The organism is Actinotignum timonense (assembly GCF_002860685.3).
In the GTDB taxonomy this organism is placed as follows: Bacteria; Actinomycetota; Actinomycetes; order Actinomycetales; family Actinomycetaceae; genus Actinotignum; species Actinotignum timonense.
Genome location: NZ_CP136960.1, coordinates 320,371 through 335,596 on the forward strand (window position 1 = coordinate 320,371; position 15,226 = coordinate 335,596).

General features: G+C 61.8%; 13 protein-coding genes and 4 tRNA genes. 8 read left to right on the forward strand and 9 right to left on the reverse strand.

The window, feature by feature from the left end; genetic code table 11:
* Positions 1 to 112: 112 nt before the first annotated feature.
* Positions 113 to 739 carry a hypothetical protein gene (locus CYJ17_RS01335; RefSeq protein WP_087069757.1) on the reverse strand — a complete coding sequence of 209 codons (627 nt, stop codon included), beginning with the start codon at positions 737 to 739 and terminating at the stop codon, positions 113 to 115.
* 210 nt (positions 740 to 949) lie between these two features.
* Between CYJ17_RS01335 and CYJ17_RS01340 the strand changes: the two genes are divergently transcribed.
* A tRNA-Lys gene (locus tag CYJ17_RS01340) sits at positions 950 to 1,026 on the forward strand.
* Here CYJ17_RS01340 and CYJ17_RS01345 read toward each other — a convergent pair.
* Genes CYJ17_RS01345 through CYJ17_RS01360 form a run of 4 tightly spaced genes read right to left on the reverse strand, consistent with a single transcriptional unit; the run spans position 1,021 to position 3,565 of the window.
* Positions 1,021 to 2,118 (reverse strand): XRE family transcriptional regulator, encoded by a 1,098-nt coding sequence (locus CYJ17_RS01345; protein ID WP_284881051.1) that lies wholly within the window; start codon positions 2,116 to 2,118, stop codon positions 1,021 to 1,023. The two genes, CYJ17_RS01340 and CYJ17_RS01345, sit on opposite strands and share 6 nt — an antisense overlap.
* 7 nt (positions 2,119 to 2,125) lie before the next feature.
* Positions 2,126 to 2,833: a hypothetical protein gene (locus tag CYJ17_RS01350; RefSeq protein WP_159454959.1), complete on the reverse strand. Its 708-nt coding sequence runs from the start codon at positions 2,831 to 2,833 to the stop codon at positions 2,126 to 2,128.
* 49 nt (positions 2,834 to 2,882) lie between these two features.
* A complete protein-coding gene (locus CYJ17_RS01355; RefSeq protein WP_087069760.1) occupies positions 2,883 to 3,251 on the reverse strand; it encodes a DMT family transporter in 369 nt (122 codons plus the stop codon).
* Positions 3,251 to 3,565, reverse strand: coding sequence for a DMT family transporter (locus CYJ17_RS01360; RefSeq protein WP_087069761.1), 315 nt, complete (start codon positions 3,563 to 3,565; stop codon positions 3,251 to 3,253). Before CYJ17_RS01360 ends, CYJ17_RS01355 begins: the two co-directional genes overlap by 1 nt.
* Before the next feature lie 106 nt (positions 3,566 to 3,671).
* On the opposite strand from CYJ17_RS01360, the gene CYJ17_RS01365 reads away from it, so the two are divergent.
* Complete coding sequence (locus CYJ17_RS01365) at positions 3,672 to 4,379, forward strand: hypothetical protein (RefSeq protein WP_087069762.1); 708 nt, start codon at positions 3,672 to 3,674, stop codon at positions 4,377 to 4,379.
* A 135-nt stretch (positions 4,380 to 4,514) separates the two neighbouring features.
* Positions 4,515 to 6,026, forward strand: coding sequence for an AI-2E family transporter (locus CYJ17_RS01370; RefSeq protein WP_234984394.1), 1,512 nt, complete (start codon positions 4,515 to 4,517; stop codon positions 6,024 to 6,026).
* A 62-nt stretch (positions 6,027 to 6,088) separates the two neighbouring features.
* Here the strand turns inward: CYJ17_RS01370 and CYJ17_RS01375 are convergent, their stop codons facing one another.
* The 4 genes from CYJ17_RS01375 to CYJ17_RS01390 form a co-directional block, all read right to left on the reverse strand.
* The gene (locus tag CYJ17_RS01375; RefSeq protein WP_087069764.1) at positions 6,089 to 7,015 is read right to left on the reverse strand and encodes an AEC family transporter; all 927 of its coding nucleotides are present in this window, start codon (positions 7,013 to 7,015) and stop codon (positions 6,089 to 6,091) included.
* 65 nt (positions 7,016 to 7,080) lie between these two features.
* Positions 7,081 to 7,878 carry an endonuclease/exonuclease/phosphatase family protein gene (locus CYJ17_RS01380; protein ID WP_143231791.1) on the reverse strand — a complete coding sequence of 266 codons (798 nt, stop codon included), beginning with the start codon at positions 7,876 to 7,878 and terminating at the stop codon, positions 7,081 to 7,083.
* 87 nt (positions 7,879 to 7,965) lie between these two features.
* Positions 7,966 to 8,382, reverse strand: a complete 417-nt coding sequence (gene msrB / locus CYJ17_RS01385) for a peptide-methionine (R)-S-oxide reductase MsrB (protein ID WP_087069765.1) — start codon at positions 8,380 to 8,382, stop codon at positions 7,966 to 7,968.
* Positions 8,354 to 10,408 (reverse strand): mechanosensitive ion channel domain-containing protein, encoded by a 2,055-nt coding sequence (locus CYJ17_RS01390; protein ID WP_087069766.1) that lies wholly within the window; start codon positions 10,406 to 10,408, stop codon positions 8,354 to 8,356. Before CYJ17_RS01390 ends, msrB begins: the two co-directional genes overlap by 29 nt.
* Positions 10,409 to 10,679: 271 nt before the next feature.
* On the opposite strand from CYJ17_RS01390, the gene CYJ17_RS01395 reads away from it, so the two are divergent.
* The 5 genes from CYJ17_RS01395 (at position 10,680) to CYJ17_RS01415 (ending at position 15,207) form a co-directional block, all read left to right on the forward strand.
* Positions 10,680 to 10,752 (forward strand) — tRNA-Glu (locus tag CYJ17_RS01395).
* Between the two features lie 25 nt (positions 10,753 to 10,777).
* Positions 10,778 to 10,851, forward strand: a tRNA-Asp gene (locus CYJ17_RS01400).
* A gap of 39 nt (positions 10,852 to 10,890) precedes the next feature.
* A tRNA-Phe gene (locus CYJ17_RS01405) sits at positions 10,891 to 10,966 on the forward strand.
* A gap of 462 nt (positions 10,967 to 11,428) precedes the next feature.
* A complete protein-coding gene (locus tag CYJ17_RS01410; RefSeq protein WP_026428718.1) occupies positions 11,429 to 12,619 on the forward strand; it encodes an NAD-dependent formate dehydrogenase in 1,191 nt (396 codons plus the stop codon).
* A gap of 329 nt (positions 12,620 to 12,948) precedes the next feature.
* Positions 12,949 to 15,207: a CAP domain-containing protein gene (locus CYJ17_RS01415; protein ID WP_087069767.1), complete on the forward strand. Its 2,259-nt coding sequence runs from the start codon at positions 12,949 to 12,951 to the stop codon at positions 15,205 to 15,207.
* Positions 15,208 to 15,226 lie beyond the last annotated feature (19 nt).

Genomic DNA, 15,226 nt, shown 5'->3' on the forward strand with positions numbered 1-15,226 from the left:
GCAAACGAACGACGGCGCAGCTCCCCTTCGCCAGGGGCATCCTCCCCGATACCGTGAATTTCCGAGCAGGCCGGCGCTCCTCCAGGAACGGCCCCGCTCCGCTACGAAACCGCTACGAAAGCGTGCCGCGCACCGCCCGAGCCCCGGCAGCGCGGAATTCCCGCGCCGTTTCCAGCAGCGCCGCATCGCGGCGCGTGACCGGCGTGGCCAGCGGGTGCTCATCACTGGGAATCCAAAGCGGATCCACTTCGGCGAGAGTGTCACACAGGCGGGCCGAGCTGGCTAGCACCTCCGCGAAGTCCCCGCTGAAGGAACCGGCGAACACCTCATCCCAACTGGATTGCACTTCCCCGAGAGTGGGGGTTTTCTCCAGTTTCTCCGCGCCGTCAGCTCCCTGGGAGCCGAGTTTTTCCCGCGCGGCGGTGAGCCGCGCGGCGGCGTCGTTCGGGAAACGCCGCAACCATTCGCGCAGCAAGTAGCCGCGCCACAGCATTCCAGGCAGGGTGCTTTCCGGGGAGCGCGCCCAGGCTTCGGCGATGACGTCGATGCCTTCGGTGGCGACAAGGTCCAGCACGCGAGCGCGCACCTCTGGGTCCTCGGTGTGGTAACCGGCGCCGGGCAGGAGGGCCTGGGCCGCGGTGTGGGCGAGCTCGCTGTGGTAGGCGACGTCCGCTTCACCTTCGATGGACTCGAGCTGGTCCGGTTTCATCTGGGCCGGACGGCGAAAACTACTAGCCATAATTTTTTCTCCACTCGCTCGGGGCGCGCCAGTGCGCTCGCTCACCCTTCTATTGTCGCACCTCAGGGCGGGCCTTAGTGCGGCTTTGAGCTGTTTTCCGCCGATTACGTAAAGGAGTTGCGGGATGAGCGACAGCGCGCAAGTGCGGTTTTCCACACAGATTCCGCCCGATTTTTTACCAGCGGGCCAAAGCGCGCTACACTACTTCATGGGCCTCTAGCTCCAACGGTCAGAGCACTGGACTTTTAATCCAAGGGTTGTGGGTTCGAATCCCACGGGGCCTACCATTTTCTTCGCTCGTCGAGGGACACCACGTTATCCATCGCGCTCTTTTCCACCTGCGCTTCTGCCGTACTCGAATCCCCGAGCCACATATCGATAGCTTTCGCGGGGATCCCAAGAGTTTGGGACATTTTGAACGCCAGGGAGCGACTCCCCCACACTCGCGCGGCCGCTTGCCCGAAGAGCGACGGCTTTTCCACCTCGATGCGGACCGGCTCCGATTTTTTCCACCCGAGCGAGGACAATTGGATATGCAGGCTGCGGGCGCGGTCGGCGCTGATGATAGCGAGGCGTTCGGCGCGCACAATAAGCGCCGCCACGCTTATCCCGTAATCGGCTTTGACCTCCAAGAATCCGCGCATGGTTGTGTGCTCATCGATCCGCTCGCGCATCACTTTTTCCGGAACTAAGAGCGCGCCAGCAAAATCAAAGGCCCGGTTTTCTTCCGGGGAACGGGTACCCCTGATAGGCACTCGCAGATCGGCGTCGAAAAGGAGGTGCCCCAATTCGTGCGCAATGGTGAGGCGAGTTCGGCCGCCTTCCGTTGGGCCGGTCAACGCAATGAGCGGGCGGGAATTCTCCCGCATTGGAATGCTTGCGCCCAGATGCCCCGGGGTTTTCTGCGGACCCATCAGGTTGAGCACAACTCCGATGCCGAGGTTTTCCGCGAATTGAGTCATATTTCGGATAGGCGCATCTGCCGGCAGCCCCGATATTTTCCGCGTGTGAGAAGCCGCATCCTCCGGGGTCGCGAAATGTTTAGCCCTCAAAGTAGCCGGAAATTCCCGGAATCCGGAAGCTTTCGACGTGTAGTTCCATGCCCTGCTGGCTTCGCGGACGCTCTGGACCACCTGCCGTTCTGCCCGCGCCGGCGCCGCACTCTTTTTGCGGAAAGTTGCCACGGCGGTATCGAATGCCGTGGGTGGCACGCTGAAAAAAGTGAGGGGGTATTTGAAGACGCTGCTGGCTCGCGCGGCAAGACCGTCCGGAAACGGGCGAGTTTGATTGACGATCTGCGAAATAAAGGACTGCCGCACCCCCAAGGCTTCCGCAAGCTCAGTTTGGGTGAGAGCTTCAAGATCTTTGAGGAGCTCCAAACGCTCGCTATAAAAGACTGGCCCTTCCATCGCTTGCCTCGTTCTCTTCCTCCCAGCCCACGGGATTGAACCAATTCGGAATACTGTCCCCCTGCGCGAAAACTAAGTCATTGTACGCAATACTTGTGTCCGGACGGATATCTATGGAAAAGAGGGACTTGACAGGCTTACCGTATTCTCCTGCTTCCAGCGGAGCCACCAGCCGCGCCGTAAATCCTTGATCCATATTCTCAGGATCCTTGAAATTCCAGCCCATAATGAGGTTGAGAGTATCGCTCGTTATCTCCATATCCTTCGCCTGCGGATCAACGACAGGCAAGGCCAGCTGGCGGTTGAGCGTCTCGCTATTTACCTCATAATAATCGCGCCGCGCCCGGTTATAGCCGGCAATAGGGATACCGCCCGGATAATCCCAGCGCTCCTTGAGGATACGAATACGAACGTTTTGCTCGTGGTTCAGGATAATGAGCTGCCCCATTCTGCTACGATTGCCGCCGACGATGTACCCACCCGGCAAACCGCCTTGATCTAGACCGAGCCCCAAATGAGCCCGAACGGTCATTGACCGGTGCCAACCGTAATCTTCAGCGGGAAAATCTTTAGTGGCGTGGTCAGCCTTACTAATAGCCAGCGATAGGTAGTTGAACAGGACTGCCCCTACCTCATTTTCTGTGCGGTTACCCAGTTCCCACATATCGTCAGCGTTCATGCTCACACCCCCAATGCTTATATTATAAGCAGGAAAGTAACACTGGGACTAGATTCTATTTCGAAGTAGAACAGCGGCTTTCCGGCCTCTTACCGCCACGCTCTTCCCGCCGCTCCACCACCCGCAGCCCGATCACCGCGCCGACGACCCCGCACAGGAACACCGCTTTGGGCACGCTGAGTTCCTCCACTCCTCGCACGGCCGCGATTGCTACGGTGAGCACCGCGCCGGTCCCCGTCCATACCGCGTAAGCCGTGCCGAGCGGAATTTCGCGCAGCGCCCGGGAAAGCCCCCACATGGATACAATGAGCGCCACGCCGAACACGAGCGCCGGCAGCGGGCGGCTGAGCCCGCGCGAATCGCCGAGCGCCGTCGCCCATATTGCCTCGAAAATACCGGAACCCACCAGAATCGCCCAGGCCATTAGCTCACCACCTTGAGTCCCACCACCGAAGCGACGAGCACAATAAGCAGCAGCACGCGAGCGCGCGAGGTGCTTTCTTGGCCGCTCAGCCAGCCGTAGACCAGCGTGAGGCTCGCGCCCACGCCCACCCACACCGCGTAGGCCGTGCCGGTGGGGATGTCGCGCATGGCCCAGGCCAGGCCGAGCAGGGAGAGTGTTTGTGCCAGGAGAAAGATCGCGACTGGCCCGCGCTTGGAAAAATGTTCGGATTTTTCGAGGGCTGCCGCCCATACGGTTTCGAGTGCTCCGGAAAGGAGCAAAATAATCCACGCCATAAGAATTGCGGCCGTCTTTGCGCTGGGCGGGTACGGCTCCCTCGTCCGCGGCGGTTGGTGCGCCCGGGCCCAGGTTAGCACGGGCGCCGGGGAGTATCCTCGAAGCATGAATATCACCTCACTCACCGTTTCCGGCCGGCCCGTTGCCGCGCTCGATATCACCCCTTCCGAGCAGGGTTTTTGCCTTGTTGCGATCACTCACGCGAACGGCTCGGAGCAGCGCCGTATTCTTTCCGACGACGCCGCCCTCGTGCTGTCCGCCACCCCGGCGGGCGCTTCCGCCACCGGGGTCACGGCGCTTCTTTCCGAGCTGGGCGAGGGCGAGGTTGATGTTGCTGCGCTGGCCGGGCAGGTGGTGGCCTTGGGGACCGCTCGCTTCCAGGCCGGTGATCTCACCGACGGCCAGCTGGAGCTCACTCCGGTGACACCCGGGCGGGTGAGCGAACGGGATACTCCGCGTATTGTGCCTGCCGAGATCCTTGAGGGGCGCGATCCGGCGGCGGTGTTCCCGCGTATTCCGGACGGTTTGCCCGATGCGTGGAGCACGCCGGTGGGGCGTTTCACTCCCGAATATGAGGAGCGCGCCCGGGTGGTGTGGGAGACTCTGGCCGCCGCCGGCTACAGCCCCGAGTTTTGGTGGGCGGGCAGCGAGGATGGCGAGGTCATCGCGGTGCCCTTCGGGGAATGCGGGGAGGCTTTCCTCGTCGGCATCGAGGAACCCGATGAGCAGGTGGAGATCGATGCGCATATTGCCGCCGGTGAGCTCGCCGAGTGGCTGGAAAGCGAAATTGACCTGCTGCGGCCAAATGAGTAGTGCGGCGGGGAGGCGGCATCGTCGTACCACCGCGCGCAGCGCGCCCGGCACGCCCCTGCATCGTAACGCACCCGCGCACTAACGCCCGCGCCGTAACGTGCCCGGCGCGGGCTGTTCTTCAGTAAGCTAAAGCTTGTGAAGGAATCAAAGAAGTCACCCTCCCTGATGGATCGGATTCGCTCGGCGGTGTCGCGGCGCGAACAGATTGAGCGCGTGGCCGAAGAGGCCGTGGAGCGTTACGCGAAGGACCCGGCTGATAGCGGCGGGCGTTCGCAGCGCACCGTTGTGGAGATTCATCCGGCCGGGGTGCAGCCGGTTCTGGTGACGTGGGGCGTGAGCGCCTGGCTCCTCATCGGCGTGGTTATTGCCATTTGGGGTATTTTCCACATGGCGGCATCGGTGCAGTGGGTGCTGGTGGCGGTGTTCCTCGGCCTGGTGATGACGTCGCTGCTGCATCCGATTGTTAATATTTTGGATCGGATTATGCCGCGGGCGTTGGCGACGGCGCTAGCGCTGCTGGGCCTGTTCGCGGCGCTGGGCGGGATTATTTATTGGATTATTGATTCGGTGGCGAATCAGTGGTCGAGCCTGTCCGAGCAGATGCAACGCGGTCTGGATGGCATTTTTAATTGGATTGCGAACGGGCCGATTCCGATTAATATTACGGTCGATGAGTTGCGCGAGGGCCTGAACGAGGGTATTGAACGTGCGGCTACGTACTTGCAGAATAACGCGGGAAATATTGCGTCGACGGCGCTTTCGCAGGCCGGCACGGTGGCTTTGGCTTTCACGTTGATCGCGCTGGCGCTTTTCTGCTCGATTTTCTTCTTGGCAGCCGGGAAAAATATGTGGCTGTGGTTTATTAATGTGCTCCCGGATCGGGCGCGGCGGCGCACTCACGCGGCGGCCACTGCCGGGTGGTACAGCTTCTCCGGTTACGCGCGCGGCACCATCCTTATTGCGCTATGCGATGGCGTGATGGCCGCGATTCTGCTGGTGGCGTGCGGGGTGCCGCTGGCCGCTCCCCTGGCAACGCTCGTGGTTATCGGCGCCTTTATTCCGCTGTTCGGTGCCCCTGCGGCCATGATTATTGCGGCGCTGGTGGCTCTGGCCACGAAGGGCGTGGTTATTTCACTGGTGGTGCTGGTGGGCGTGGCGCTGATCGGCCAGTTCGAGGGGCATGTGCTCCAGCCGCTCATTATGGGGCATCAGGTCTCGCTCCACCCGGTGGTGATTGCGGTGGGCGTGACGGCCGGTACGTTTGTGGCCGGGCTGCTGGGCGCAATTATTGTGATTCCGCTGATTTCGATTGTGTGGGAAGTGTTTAAGGTGCTGCGCCGCACCCCGGATAAGCCGCTCACGGAACTTCCCGAATTGGATCTGCGCGATTTGGCGGGGACTGCGGTGGCCAAGCAGCTGCTCGAATACAACGCGAAGGAGCTCAATACCCGCGCTGAGGAATCTCCCTCGCCGGTCACGGCGAGGGCGGCGTCGCACACCTTGGGTGGGGAGGAACGCGTGGTCGATAACGCGGATATTAATTCCCCCACGCCCGCAGCTCCGGAACCGGATTATGCTTTCGACCAGCCGAATTTCGAGGTGGACGGGGAGGAACCCGGCCCGGATTACAACCCGGTCAAGGGGTAGTAGCTCGGAGCTCACACCCAGCGTAGTCCACAAGCACGGGCGGCCTCATACCGAAGCCGCTCCTATACCGTTTGGGCGATGACGGTGATGAGGAGGATGACGAGGAGTGAGCCGACGGTGGTGATGATGACGGCGTCGCGGGCCATGGTGACGCCAGAGCGGTAGCGATGCGCGTAAACGAACACATTGTTCGCGGTGGGGAATGCCCCGATGATGGCGATGGCCATGAGGGCTTCGCCGCGCGCGCCCAGGAGGTAGCCGGCCCCGAAAGCAATAAGCGGCCCGAGGACTAACCGGCAGAAGATGCCGAGCATGAGGGGTGCGCTTTCACGCCCGAAGCGGGGTAGGCGCGCGCCGCGCAAGGACATTCCCATCGCCAGCAGAATAATGGGCACGTTCGCGCCTGCCATTTTTTCGAGAGGCGCGGAGATGAGTTCCGGGATGGGGATCTTGAGGAGGGCAACCATGAGCCCGGCGAAGACCGCGATGAGCAGCGGGTTTTTGAGGCGGGAGAGGATGGTGCGCCACAGCCCTTCGGTTTTCTTGCCGGTTTGGTTATCGAGGATGGAGAAGAAGACCGGCACCATCACGAGGATTTGGAAGAGCAGGATGGGTGCGGCGGGGGTGGGGTCGCCGGTGATGGCCACGAGGAAGGCCACGCCCAAGTTGCCGATATTGGTGTAGCAGGCAACGAGCGCGCCCACGGTGAGTTCGGTGCCGCGGCTTTTGAGTACGGTGGCGGCCAGGGCTGTGTAGATGAGTCCGGTTCCTACCGAGGAGATGATATTGGCGAGCCCGTTCACCCCGAAGAAGGATGCCGGGTTGGAGTTGGCGAGGGTGGTGAACATGAGGGCTGGCAGCGTGGTGTAGAAGACCAGCTGGGTGAGGGTGCGGTCGCTTCCCGGGGGTACGATTTTGCAGCGCGCGACGAGGTAGCCGACGAGCATAATCGCGATAATCACCCAAAAGTTGAGCAGTACTGAGGCCATAACAGCACTAGTGTAGACAGAGTTTTCCAGGCGCGAGGGTGCGTCTCGAGCGTGGAGGTGTGGCCCTATTTCCAGACTGCAGTAGCGCGTAGGGCGCGATGGTCGGAGAGCGGCAGGAAGAGGTTTTCCGCGGCGCGCACCTCAACCCCGGTTCCGAGGATATGGTCGATTTGGCTTTCTGGCTCATCGGAGGGGTAGGTGAGGGCTTCGGCGGCAGCTTCGAATCCGGTGGCCGCCAGAGGCACTTCACAGCCGCGGATATTGAGGTCCCCGATGATGAGCCGCGGGGCTTTCTCTAGCCCGTAACGCTGGGCGAATCCGGCGAGGGCTCCGGTTACGGTGCGTAGTTGCGTAACGTTGAGGCGGTACGTGTACGTGAGGTGCGTTGCAGCGACGACGACGGAGTGCCCTGGCGCCACCTTGATTTCGGCGAGGATCGCAACCCGGGGAATTTCACCGATCCCGATATTCGTCCGCAGGGTTTTCAGCCATGTTTCTTGCTGGTGGACGGGGAGGTTGATGACCTCGCGAGCGCCGATGGGGTAGACGGAGAGGAGCGCGGTGCCGACCCCGCGCGCTTCTCCTTTTTTGGTGGCACGGAGGCGGCCGCGCTCATTTTTGGTGGGCGCGAAGATGGCTTCGTGGTAGTTGCCGGCGGCGAGGAGGGGCGCGTAGAGGTCTCCGCCGGCGGTGGTGACTTTGACTTCTTGGAGGGCGAGGAGTTCCGGGCCGGCGGCGGTGATGAGCCGGATGGCTTTGCTGATGGATTCCCGCTGCCATGTCACTTTGTCCGTGCCCGGGCGCGGGCGCCGTGAGGGCTTACCTTGTTGGAGGTTGGCGGACATGACATGAAGGCTCGGCATGGTTTCTCCTTTGTCGCGACCCGGTGGACACCGCCACTCGGGGAGCTCCCCTAGGCGCGGTGTGCAACACGGGTGATTCTACCGAATCTATGCGGTTGTGGACGTGTTTGCGGGTTCGAAGGTGAGCGCGACGGAGTTCATGCAGTAGCGCTGGCCGGTGGGTGTGTGGGGTGCGTCGGGGAAGACGTGCCCGAGATGGGAATCGCAGGTGGCGCACCGGACTTCGGTGCGGGGGTAGCCAAGTTTGTAATCGACATCTGTGCGCACGGCATCGGTGCGGGAGGGATCATAGAAGCTGGGCCAGCCGCATCCGGCATCGAATTTGGTGGTAGAGCGGAAGAGTTCTGCCCCGCAGGCCCGGCACCGGTAGATACCTTCGCGGTTTTCATTCAGGAGTTCGCCGGTGAAGGGCGCTTCGGTTCCAGCTTGACGCAGGACCGTAAATTCGGCCGGGGTGAGGACCCGGGCCCATTCTTCATCGCTTTGCGGGAGCATCTGTGCCATGACTTTTCCTTTCTTCAGTTTCCTCATTGTCGCTGCTTTGTTTAGCTGCTTTAGGCTGCTTTGCGGTCTCGCTTTGCTTAGGTGCGCCAGCTTGCTTGGCTGTACCAGCTTGCTTGGCAGTACCAGCTTGCTTGGCGGTGTCAGCTTCGGTTGTTTCTCCAGCTACCGCCGGGAAGACGGCAGTGGGAGGCGCCGATGATTCTGAGGGGACTTTGCCAGCTTCGTGGACGGGTTCTTGCTGGCCGGTGCGGCGCGCAGCATTATGTTCGCGTTCTGCCAGGACGTCGGCACCCGGGCCGGAGAATTCTTGGCCGCGTTTTTCGGCTTGGATGGATCCGGTGAACAGCGAGGCTTCGTGGCCTTCCCGGATGCGGGTGGCCGGGCCTTCCCCACCGGCCGGGCTTTCGGGCCGCCTGGCTACCGGCACCCGCTCCGGGCGCACCGCCGCTTCAATATCAGATGCGGAGAGAATGCGGGTTTCTTGGTAGTCCTGCGGGTCGAAAGTGGTATCCGGTTCGGTTTGTTCTTGAGCACCGATGGAGGTGCGGGTGACTGGGCGAGCCGCGGGCTTGGCCGGCTTTTCAGTTTTCGTACGCTTCTCAGATTTCGTACGCTTCTCAGATTTCGTGCGCTTCTCAGATTTCGCGTGTGCCTCGGACTGCGCGAGCTCCTCAGATTCGGCACGGTCACCAGAGTTCCCGGCCACCGATTTCTTGGATTCCTCAGGCTCCCCCTCGGCTTCGCCTGATTCACCAGCCGCATCGCTTCCTGCCTGCTCCGAGCCAGTTCCCTGCTGCTCCGAGTCGCTTTCCGCGGCAAGGATGCCGGGGGCGGACGAGGCTGCGTCGTCGTTATAAAAACGGGTGTGCGGGAAGGCATCCGGGGCGTTGTTCTGCAACCACACGATGAGCTTTTCGCGCACGTGGTTACGCAGGTCGGTGAGTTCGCCGGGTGAGGAAGCGGAGACTATCGCGGAGACTTGTAGGCCGTTGGGGCTGGAGGCATCCCCTACCACGAGGATGCCGGTATCACCATCCCAGAGGTCAGTATTGGCGAGGATGCGGTCAAGTTCGGCACGTAGTTCCGCGATGGGTGCGCTCCAGTCCAGTTGGAGGACCACCGATCCCATAATGTCTAGATCACGGCGGCTCCAGTTTTCGAACGTGGTGGAGGTGAGTTTGTTAGAGGGCACGATGAGGCGCCGGCCGTCCCAGACTTTGAGGACCACGTAAGAGAGCGTGATTTCCTCAACTGTGCACATATTCCCATCCCAAATGACGATGTCATTGACGCGGATGGAATCAGAGAAAGCCAGCTGCAACCCGGCGAACAGCGTGCCAAGAGTGGATTGCGCAGCAATACCAACAACCAGGGAGATCACGCCCGCGGAGGCGAAAAGTGAGGCGCCGGCGGCTTTTGCGCCCGGGTAGGTCATGAGCATGGCGGCCAGGCCGATCACGATAATGAGGGCTACCGCCAGGCGCCGCAGAATCTGAAGCTGGGTTTGCACCCGCCGATAGCGCGTTTCCGCTACCCGCTCCACGAATTTGAGGTAGGAGCGTGCTGCCCCGTTCACCACGCCGACAAGCAGCCAGGTCAGACCCGCGATAATGAGGAGCAGCAGCAGGTGTTTGAGCACGGGTGACCAATTAGGCCGATCCTGTTCCGGGAAATTCTCCATATAGGAGAACAGCCCGAAGCGCGCGCCCACCACCGCGAGCGTGAATTGCGCGGGCACCTGAATGCCGCGCACCACATCGATAAGCCCGGTATGGCGCCGGAAACCGGCCTTGACCACCGCCACGATAACCACGGCGATCACCCAGCCGATGAGGGCACCCAGCAGGCACACCCCGAGCAGCTGCGCGATATCAACCGTGGCAGCCACGGCCTGTTCGGCAACTTCATGCAGATCCGAGGTGGGGGTGGGTTCCGGCGTGGGCGCCTCACTTTCCGCCCGCAGCCAAGGCGCGAGCGAGAGAGCTTTCCAGGCGGCCGGGGCCACCGCGAGTACCGATGCGTTCATGTCTGAAAGCCTAGTAGGTGGCTACGACAGAAAAAGCGGCGTCGAACTCCTTTCGCCTCCGGCGTGAGACCGCCGGGAAGCGCTCACAAGGCTCCTATCTGGTACGACGCCGCCCTCGCGCAGCGTGGTCACCTCCCTGAAAGGCGCGGATTACCGCGGAAAACTCGCTTGGTGATCGAGAACACCCTCGTTCAATTTGCTAAGACCTGGAATCCTACGTAAGCTTATACCCGTTCCCTCAGCGGGGACGCTTTGAGAACAACGTTCTTGAGCCCCCATCGTCTAGAGGCCTAGGACGCCGGACTTTCACTCCGGTAACACGGGTTCGAATCCCGTTGGGGGTACGCGATGGTTATTTGCCTAGCAAATGGCCCCGTAGCGCAGTTGGTTAGCGCGCCGCCCTGTCACGGCGGAGGTCGCGGGTTCAAGTCCCGTCGGGGTCGCGAAGGAAGAACGCCCGGGAAACCGGGTGTTTCTCTTTCGGCTCTGTAGCTCAGTTGGTAGAGCGTTCGACTGAAAATCGAAAGGTCACCGGATCGACGCCGGTCGGAGCCACCACCTCTCCCCTTTGCTATAACAAGACTTTCTCGCATTCACACCACCTCCTTATCCATGTTTTGGTGACCCTGTTCGAGATACCACATGCCTTCCCGCAACCAACGAGCCGCTGAAACACCCGCCAAACTCGGGAGCCTCCACGGTCGCAGCACTTATCGCTGGCGGATTGCTCGTGGCCGGTAGCGGCGTCGTCGCCACACACAAGAACCACCAGCACCCGCAAGCTAGGACTAACGGCACGCACCCACCCGCACCACATCCGTTATTTTCGATAAACAATAAGACGATTCCGATCACAAATCACCACCACAAACGGCGATTTTCCGCCACTTCACACTCGCCGCACGCCAACTTAGCGACACCCTAAAAATGGGTCTTGACACACCTTACCGGCCTGGGACTAAAGTACTAACCGAGCCGGCGAAGTGGCCGGCGACTCACTACTAAAAGAGGTGATTTTTAATGGCGAAAATTCTGATGGTGCTGTACCCGGATCCCGTGGACGGCTTCCCGCCCAAGTACATTCGCGATTCCATTCCCACGATTGATTGCTACCCGGGCGGCTCCAGCACTCCTACGCCGTCGGGCATCGATTTCACCCCGGGCGAGATGGTGGCGTGCGTCTCCGGCGCCCTGGGCCTGAAGAAGTGGGCCGCGGATAACGGTCACGAACTCATCGTCACCTCCGATAAGGAAGGCGAGAACTCGGAATTCGAGAAGCACCTCCCCGATGCGGACGTGGTTATCTCCCAGCCGTTCTGGCCCGCCTACCTGGGCAAGGATCGCCTGGAGAAGGCCAAGAACCTCAAGCTGGCCATCACCGCCGGCGTGGGCTCCGATCACGTGGACCTCACCGAAGCGATGAAGCGCAATATCACGGTTGCTGAGGTCACCTACTCGAACTCGATTTCGGTGGCCGAGCACGCGGCCATGACCATCCTCAACCTGGTGCGCAACTTCGTTCCCGCCCACCGCATCGTCACCGACGAAAAGGGCTGGAACATCGCCGATGCCGTGAAGTGGTCCTATGACCTGGAAGGCATGGACGTGGGCGTTATCGCAGCCGGCCGCATCGGCCGCGCCCTGCTCAAGCGCATGAAGCCCTTCGATGTGAACCTGCACTACTACGATCTGTACCGCCTCGATCCGAAGACGGAGAAGGAACTCGGCGCCACCTACCACGAGACCGTTGAGGACCTCATGCGTAGCGTGGACGTGGTGTCCATCCACTCCCCGCTCACCTCGGATACCTACCATATGGTGGACGAGAAGATGATCAACTCGATGCGCCGCGGTTCCTACATTGTGAATACCGCCCGCGCGGAGATCGTGGTGCGCGACGACATTGTCAAGGCCCTCGAATCCGGCCAGCTCGGCGGCTACGGCGGGGACGTGTGGTACCCGCAGCCCCCGGCCGAGGATCACCCGTGGCGCACCATGCCGCGCAACGCGATGACCCCTCACACCTCCGGTTCCTCGCTGTCCGCACAGACTCGCTACGCTGCCGGTACCCGCGAAATCCTCGAAGATTTCTTCGCTGGCCGCCAGCTGCGCGATTCCTACATTATCGTCCAGGGTGGGGCGCTCGCCGGAACCGGCGCGAAGTCCTACACCACCGACGGTAAGGCCAGCCCCGGATCCACCGGTAAGTAAAAGGTAGAGCGTTCTCGCTCTATTTCTAGCTCTCGCAAGTCCTGAACTCTCCATCGGCGCCGCGTAGCGAACCGCGATCTTCCCTCGGGAATCCGATTCGCTCCGCGGCGCCGGTGTCGTGTGCGGATGTTTCGCGGCGGTGGCGTGCGCGGGCACCTCGCGGTGCCCTTCGCGCGCGTGTGCGTGTTTTCCGTTCCGCCGCACGGCCCCCTTTCACGCGGGCCAGCTTCTTCCCACTATGCATCCGGCGTACGCCCAGGAACGGCCACTAACCTGCGCTCCGGGAATTATCCCTTTCACTTTCACGGTCGAAACAGAAAGAGACTCTTATGCGCACATCGGCACTCCTCATGACGGGAGCTCTGCTGGTCCCGTTCGCCGCCCAGGCCCTGCCGGTTCTCAGCCCCGCTCCCGCCGCCGCCAGCGACATCGCCCCCGGTAATAGTTCCGCAGCTCAGCTCGCTGAGGCCCGTGCCCGGCTCACCGCCGCAATTAAAGCGCGGGACGCCATCCTCGCGGAAATAAAAGCGAGCGGCGCGAGCCTCGCGGATATTCAGAGCGCCGCGCAGGCTTACGCGCGGGCAAACGCGCAGGTGGAGGCCGCGCAACAGGCGTATGATGCCGCGGTAGCGAAAGCTTCCGGTTTCGATTCCGCAAAGAAGGGGTACGACGACGCAGCTTCCGTCATGCCCCAACTCACCAAGAATGCTGAGTCCGCGCGGGCCCGCCGCGATGCCGCGCAGGCCTCCTACGATAAGGCCATTGCGCCCAATCCCGAAGCCGCCAAAGCCGCCCAGGAAAAAGTGGATGCCGCCCGGGCCAAGCTTGAAGAATCCAAGGCTGCGGCGAAGGTGCAGTGGGATCGGGGAGCCCTCGGGTTTTACGAAGCCCGCAACGCCCAGAAGGCCCTCGATGTTTTCACCACCAATACGGAGTACCAGGGTAAGCCGCTGGCTTCCTATACCCACCCGGGCGCGGCCGATGATGCCACGAACCTGGATTCCATGGCGAAAACCCTGAGCCTCATTACGAAGATCAACGAGCTGCGCGCCGCGCACCAGCTTGAGCCCCTCAAGGTCACGGACTACCTCATGGCGGTTGCCCAGCTCCAGGTCAATGCGCAATCTCGCACCAATAAAATGACGCATATTAAAGCGTTCAACGTGGCAGAAAATCTTGCCTCCGCGAACTACCCCGGCGATGAGCTTTCCCTCAAGCTCTGGTATCACAACGAAAAAGCCCTCCATGATCAGGGCGTCACGGACTTCGCGAAAGTCGGACATTACCTTAATATTGTCAATCCCAATTACTCCGTAACGGGAATGGCTTTCGCCCCTAATATCCAGGCGAATACTTTCGATCACACGCCTCTTTACGGGGATAACTCGCAGCCGCAGACGGTTGCGGACTACTCTGCCGCGCTGCAGAGTTATATGAATGGTCTCAAGGATGAGATGGCCCAGGGATCCTCCGTGGCCCGCACGGCTCTGGCAGATGCGACGGCCGAACTCGAAGCAGCTACCAAGGGCGATCCCGAATCCTTGGAGGCTCAAATCGCGAAGACGCAACTAGAAACTGCCGCCCGAGAGTACGACGAGGCCAAGGCCGCGCTCGATACCGCGCAGACGAAGCTCACTGCCGCGACCGCAGCTTATGAGAGCGCGAAGGCCGCGAAGCAAGCCGTCCAGAAACTGGCCGAGCAGCTCACCGTCGCTCAGGGCGAGCGGGATCGTGCCGCCGCCCGCGCCGCGCAGCTCGGGGAATTCGGCGAGCGGCTCGCCGCCGCGGAGGCCGATGTGGCGCGCGCCCAGGCCGATGTAGATCGACTTTCACCCGCGCCGGCGCCGAAGCCCACGCCTACACCCGGCGCGCCCGGCACGAACGTGCCCACTCCCAATAATCCCGCCACCGGCAATATTTTCTATGTTTCCAATGATTGGACCTCACGCGAGGCCGCCAGCGTATTTTCCTACGGGCGGGCCGGCGATGAGGTGCTCGTCGGCGATTGGGACGGCGATGGTAAGGATACCTTCGCGGTGCGCCGCGGCAATAAGATCTACGTCAAGAACAGCGTGGATGGCGGAGCTGCCGATGTGGAATTCGCCTACGGCCGCGCCGGCGATGAAATCCTGGTAGGCGATTTCGATGGCGACGGCAAGGATACCTTCGCCGTGCGGCGGGGCAATACTTTCTACGTCCTCAATTCCCTGCACGGCGGGGAGGCCGACCGGGTGGTCCACTACGGGCGCGCGGGCGACACCGTCCTCACCGGCGATTTCGACGGGGACGGCAAGGATACCTTCGCGGTGCGCCGCGGCAACCTGTACTACGTCAAAAACGCCATCGCAGGCGGCGCCGCGGATACCGTTTTTTCTTACGGCCGTGCCAGTGACGCCACAATTTTGGGCGATTTTAACGGCGACGGCGTAGATACGCTGGCGGTACGCCGGGGCAACACCGTTTACGTGAAGAATTCGCTGGCCGCCGGAGAAGCGGATCAGGTCCTCACCTACGGGCGCACCTCCGACCAGCTCTTCGTGGGCGATTGGGACGGCAACGGCACCGACACCCCCGCCGTCCGCCGCTAAGGCACGCCCCACGAACCAC